This is a genomic window from Diaphorobacter ruginosibacter, assembly GCF_040396215.1.
GTDB lineage: Bacteria > Pseudomonadota > Gammaproteobacteria > Burkholderiales > Burkholderiaceae_C > Diaphorobacter_A > Diaphorobacter_A ruginosibacter_A.
Genome location: NZ_JBEBOW010000181.1, coordinates 1 through 5,474 on the forward strand (window position 1 = coordinate 1; position 5,474 = coordinate 5,474).

The following is a 5,474-nucleotide window of genomic DNA, read 5'->3' on the forward strand; positions in this document are numbered from 1 at the left end:
CCGCCACCGCCGCCATAGCCGCCACCACCACCGAAACCGCCGCCACCGCTACGGGGAGGACGCGGCTCCATCGGGCGAGCTTCGTTCACGACGATGCTGCGGCCGCCCATGGGCTGGCCGTTCATGCCATTGATGGCTGCCTGCGCTTCCGCATCGCTGGCCATTTCGACGAAACCAAAGCCTTTGGAACGACCGGTATCGCGTTCCATCATGACCTTGGCGCTGGTCACGGCGCCGAACTGGCCAAAGGCCTGTTCAAGGTCGCTATCGCGCACCGAGTACGGCAGATTGCCGACATACAGTTTGTTGCCCATCAAGGGACTCCTCAAGAACTAAGAAAAAAGTGATGGAGACTCGAAACCGCAGTCGGCTAATCGCACATGTGCATCCTGCACAGATTTGACGGACCACCGCAACTTTGGCGTGAAAAATACCCCAGCAAAAACATTATGCGCCACAACTTCGAAAAAAACGCAAGATCATGTGAGGTGAAATTCCTAAAAAAAGAGATTTCCTGGCCTCATGTTGAATTCGATGCTTTGTGCCGGCGCTGAATGTAATCAGTCCGTCTCAGGCCAGACAATCAATAGCTGGAACGGTTGTAGCCGCCGCCATTGCCGCGGAAGCCGCCACGGTCACCGCCGAAACCGCCGCTGCGGGGTGGGCGGGGCTCCATGGGGCGGGCGATGTTGACCACCAGATCGCGGCCGCCGAAGTTCTGGCCGTGCGCGCCTTCGATGGCGGCCTGGGCTTCCGACTCGGTGCCCATTTCCACGAAGCCGAAGCCCTTGGAGCGGCCAGTGTCGCGCTCCATCATGACCTTGGCGCTCAGCACATTGCCGAACTGGCCGAAAGTTTGTTCCAGATCGCCGTCACGGAAGGAGTAGGGCAGGTTGCCGACGTACAGTTTGTTGCTCATAAAAAAGAAAACGAGGCTCTAAGAAATTTCTGAAAAAGCGATGGAGCCCGACGCAGCCAACAAACCCATAACGACTTCAATGATGCGAAATCGACTATCACCGCAAACAGCAAGGCTGTAACACAGATTGCTGAAACAATTATCAAGCATCCCTCCCAAGAAAAAAGAGAGAGTTGGCGTGACTGCAACACTTTATGTGGGGATTTACCCCAGTGTCGGGAGATTTTGACGTCGATGGCGGTTTCTTTGCGCGAAAGGCAATCGAAGTGTCCATGACCGAGGGCAAGCCGGCAGGGTTGACTGTACAATCGCGGCTGTCTTTGGGGAGTAGTCCGTTTTTGCGCCTGCGCAAAAAGGCATGCATCAACAAACTTGGGCCCTCACGGTCCATGGTGCATGAGGCAGATGTGAGCCAATCAGGGTTCACGTGGGGCTGGACGAGACCATTGACTGCGTACCGATCCAACTATAGAGGGCCGGAGCCGGTGCGTGGTCAATGTGTTTTGCACTCGTGTCTCCGGCCGATACACCCACGTCATGGAAGCTTTTCTGATTTCCACCTCCGTCGTCGCCCTGGCCGAGATGGGGGATAAAACCCAGCTCCTGTCGCTCGTGCTCGCGGCGCGGTTTCGCAAGCCGGTGCCCATCGTGCTGGGCATTCTGGCAGCCACCATCGTCAATCATGCGCTGGCCGGGGCCGTGGGCGCATGGATCACCCGCTATCTGGGCGAGAGCGCCCTGCACTGGATCCTGGGCATTTCCTTCATTGTGATGGCGATCTGGATACTGATTCCCGACAAGATCGATGAGGATGACGTCGGCGGCCATTCCAAGTGGGGGGTCTTCGGCACCACGGTGATCGCATTTTTCCTGGCTGAAATGGGTGACAAGACCCAGATCGCCACCGTGATGCTGGCCGCCAAGTACAGCACCGCTTACGCATGGGTGGTGGCGGGAACGACCCTGGGCATGATGCTGGCCAATGCTCCGGTCGTGTGGCTGGGCGACAGGATCGTCAAGAAGGTTCCCCTGCGCGCAGTGCATGTGGTCTCCGCCGTGATCTTCCTGGTGCTCGGCCTCGTTGCGCTTTACGCTCCGGTCAGGCCGCTTTTGGCATAATGGAGCCTTCATGCGCCGATTTGCTACAGCTTGCGGGCGCTTTATAAATCCAGCTAAAGACCCGTCCGACGGATGATTCGCAGATCGACCCGGCCTCGTTTTTAGCGATGCCGGGTTTTTTCATGTCCTTCATCGCCACACCACAATTCATGCATTTCGAGGAGCCGCTGGCCTTGCAGAGCGGCTCCTGTATCCGGGACTACACGCTGGCCTACGAAACGTACGGCACGCTGAACGCGGACAAGTCCAATGCCGTGCTCGTATGCCATGCGCTCAATGCGTCGCACCACGTTGCCGGCGTCTATGCCGACCAGCCCAAAAGCGAGGGCTGGTGGGACAACATGATCGGCCCCGGCAAACCGGTCGATACCAACAAGTTCTTCGTGATCGGGGTGAACAACCTGGGATCGTGCTTCGGCTCGACCGGGCCCATGCACATCAACCCCGATACCGGCGAGATCTACGGATCGCGCTTTCCGGTGGTCACCGTGGAGGACTGGGTCGACGCGCAGGCGCGGCTGCTGGACCGCCTGGGCATCGCGCAGCTCTCCGTGGTGCTGGGCGGCAGCCTTGGCGGCATGCAGGCATTGTCGTGGACGCTGCAGCACCCGGACCGCATGCGCCATGCCGTCGTGGTGGCGAGCGCGCCCAACCTCACCGCGGAGAACATCGCCTTCAATGAAGTCGCGCGCCGCGCCATCGTCACCGACCCGGATTTCCATGGCGGCGATTTCTATGCCCACGGCGTGGTTCCCAAGCGCGGCCTGCGCATCGCGCGCATGATCGGGCACATCACCTACCTGAGCGACGATGTGATGAACGAGAAATTCGGCCGCGAACTGCGTGGCGGGCTCGATCTCAAGTACAGCACGCAGGACATCGAGTTCCAGATCGAAAGCTACCTGCGCCATCAGGGCGAGAAGTTCAGCGAATATTTCGACGCCAACACCTATCTGCTGATCACGCGCGCGCTCGACTATTTCGACCCGGCCAGGAAGCATCACGGCGATCTCACACAGGCGCTGGCCGGCGCGCGGGCGAAGTTCCTGCTGGTGAGTTTCTCCACCGACTGGCGCTTTTCCCCCAAGCGCAGCCGCGAGATCGTCAAAAGCCTGCTCGACAACAGGCGCGACGTGAGCTACGCGGAAATCGACGCTCCGCACGGGCACGACGCATTCCTGCTCGATGACCATCGCTACATGGCCGTGATGGCCTCGTATTTCGAGAACGCAGCCAAGGAGTTCGCAGCATGACCGACAAAGCCACCATGCAAGCCATCGCCAGGATCGTCCCCAGCGGCTCGCGCGTGCTCGACCTGGGCTGCGGCGACGGGGCGCTGCTGTCCTACCTGCAGCGCGAACACGGCTGCACGGGCTATGGCGTGGAGATCGACGACGCCAATGTGCTGGCCTGCGTCAAGCGCGCAGTGAACGTGGTCCAGCTCAACCTGGACGAAGGCCTGGCCATCTTCGAGGACGACACCTTCGACGTGGTTCTGCAGATCAATACCCTGCAGCACCTGCGCAACGCGGAAGTCATGCTGCGCGAGACCGCACGCGTGGGCAGGAGCGGCGTGATCGCCTTTCCGAATTTCGCGCACTGGCCCAACCGCCTCTCGGTGATGCGCGGGCGCATGCCGGTGACGAGCCGCCTGCCGTACCAGTGGTACGACACGCCCAACATCCGCGTGGGCACGTTCAAGGACTTCGAAGTGCTTGCGCGCAAGAACCGCTTGAACGTGGCCGACGCGTTCGGCCTGGACGAGGATGGCAACGTCGTGCGCACGCTGCCCAATTTCTTTGCGAGCACGGCGGTGTTCTGCCTGGAGCGGCAGTAGGCGCCGCGAAAAGGCCGGAACCGCAGCCCAAAGCCAGCAATGCTGGCATGCATGGGCTGTGTGCGGGACAATGGCGCAACGGGCCTGCCGCCGGGCAGGCCGACCGACTTCAGGAGCCGCACCATGAACGCCCGCACCCCCGCCAGTCATCTTCTGCAATCCGCCGACGCGCTCGCGCACATCGGCAGAAAGTGGGATGACGACATCGTCCGCCAGCTCACCGACTACATTGCCATTCCCGCCAAGTCGCCCGGCTTCGCGCCTGATTGGGAGCAGCTCGGCTTCATCGACACCGTGGTGCGCAATGCCGCCGCATGGGTCGAGGCGCAGAAGGTTGCCGGCCTCAGGCTCGAGGTGGTGCGCCTGCCGGGCCGCACGCCGGTCATCTTCTTCGAGGTGGAAGGCACGCAGCCTGGCGCGAACGCCGCATCCGCGCAGACCGTGCTGATGTACGGGCATCTGGACAAGCAGCCCGAGTTCGACGGCTGGCGCAGCGACCTCGGCCCCTGGACGCCCAAGTATGAAGACGGCAAACTCTACGGGCGCGGCGGCGCGGACGACGGCTATGCGATCTACGCGAGCATCGCCGCGGTGCAAGAGCTCAAGCGCCAGAACGTGATGCATCCGCGCATCGTCGGCCTGGTGGAAACCTGCGAGGAAAGCGGCTCCGCCGATCTGCTGCCGTATGTGGATCTGCTCAGGCCCCGCCTGGGCGACGTGGGGCTGGTGATCTGCCTGGACTCGGGCGCCGGCAACTATGACCAGCTCTGGCTCACCACCAGCCTGCGCGGCATGGCCAGCGGCACGCTCAAGGTGGAAATCCTGACCGAAGGCGTGCACTCCGGCGACTCGTCGGGGTTGGTGCCTTCGTCCTTTCGCATCATGCGCATGGTGCTCGACCGCCTGGAAGACAGCAAGACCGGCCGCCTGCTGCCGAGGAGCTTTCATTGCGAAGTACCCGCCGACCGCCTGGAGCAGGCGCGCGCAACCGCGGACATCCTGGGCGACGAGCTGTACAAGCGCTTCCCGTGGGCGCACTACGACTGCGGCGGCGCGACGGGCTTCGCGCTGCCCACGACCACCGACCCGCTGCAGGCGCTGCTCAAGCGTACCTGGGAGCCCACGCTGAGCGTGACGGGCGCGGACGGCTTTCCCGCGCTCAAGGACGCCGGCAACGTGCTGCGCCCCTACAGCGCCTTCAAGCTGAGCCTGCGCCTGCCGCCGCTGGTCGATGCGCTCGCCTGCCTGGGTGAACTCAAGGGGGTGCTCGAAGACGACGCGCCCTACCAGGCCAAGGTCACCTTCCAGCCGGACGGCGCGGCCAGCGGCTGGAATGCTCCCGGTATCGATCCGTGGTTCGAGAAGGCGCTCAACGCCGCCAGCAACGCGCACTTCGGCGCGGACTGTGGCTACATCGGACAAGGCGGCACGATTCCGCTCATGAATCTGCTGAGCAAAGGCTTCCCCACGGCGCAAATGATGGTCTGCGGCGTGCTGGGGCCCAAGAGCAACGCGCATGGCCCCAACGAGTTCCTGCACGTGCCCTATGCCAAGAAGCTGACGGCGGCGGTGGCGCAGGTGATCGCCAGCATGCCCGTC

Annotated in this window: 6 protein-coding genes; 4 read left to right on the forward strand and 2 right to left on the reverse strand. The window is 62.4% G+C overall.

Annotated features, from left to right (window positions below; translation table 11 throughout):
• The coding region (gene rbp, locus ABWP92_RS16090) for an RNA-binding regulator (RefSeq protein WP_353236416.1) at window positions 1–314 on the reverse strand (314 nt) is incomplete at its 3' end.
• A 269-nt stretch (window positions 315–583) separates the two neighbouring features.
• Entirely contained in the window at window positions 584–919 is a 336-nt protein-coding gene (locus ABWP92_RS16095) for an RNA recognition motif domain-containing protein (RefSeq protein WP_353236417.1), read from the reverse strand.
• 537 nt (window positions 920–1,456) lie between these two features.
• Here ABWP92_RS16095 and ABWP92_RS16100 point away from each other — a divergent pair.
• From ABWP92_RS16100 to ABWP92_RS16115, 4 genes are all read left to right on the forward strand, one after another.
• Window positions 1,457–2,038: a TMEM165/GDT1 family protein gene (locus ABWP92_RS16100; RefSeq protein ID WP_353236418.1), complete on the forward strand. Its 582-nt coding sequence runs from the start codon at window positions 1,457–1,459 to the stop codon at window positions 2,036–2,038.
• Between the two features lie 122 nt (window positions 2,039–2,160).
• Window positions 2,161–3,291, forward strand: coding sequence for a homoserine O-succinyltransferase MetX (metX, locus tag ABWP92_RS16105; RefSeq protein ID WP_353236419.1), 1,131 nt, complete (start codon window positions 2,161–2,163; stop codon window positions 3,289–3,291).
• Window positions 3,288–3,875, forward strand: a complete 588-nt coding sequence (gene metW / locus ABWP92_RS16110) for a methionine biosynthesis protein MetW (RefSeq protein ID WP_353236420.1) — start codon at window positions 3,288–3,290, stop codon at window positions 3,873–3,875. The genes metX and metW overlap by 4 nt, the downstream gene beginning before the upstream one ends.
• Window positions 3,876–3,998: 123 nt before the next feature.
• The coding region (locus ABWP92_RS16115; RefSeq protein ID WP_353236421.1) for a M20 family metallopeptidase at window positions 3,999–5,474 on the forward strand (1,476 nt) is incomplete at its 3' end.

Bases quoted from the DNA above. Each gene is read 5' to 3' on its own strand.
- ABWP92_RS16095 (WP_353236417.1), bottom strand. From the start codon at position 919: ATGAGCAACAAACTGTACGTCGGCAACCTGCCCTACTCCTTCCGTGAC.
- ABWP92_RS16100 (WP_353236418.1), top strand. From the start codon at position 1,457: ATGGAAGCTTTTCTGATTTCCACCTCCGTCGTCGCCCTGGCCGAGATG.
- metX (WP_353236419.1), top strand. From the start codon at position 2,161: ATGTCCTTCATCGCCACACCACAATTCATGCATTTCGAGGAGCCGCTG.
- metW (WP_353236420.1), top strand. From the start codon at position 3,288: ATGACCGACAAAGCCACCATGCAAGCCATCGCCAGGATCGTCCCCAGC.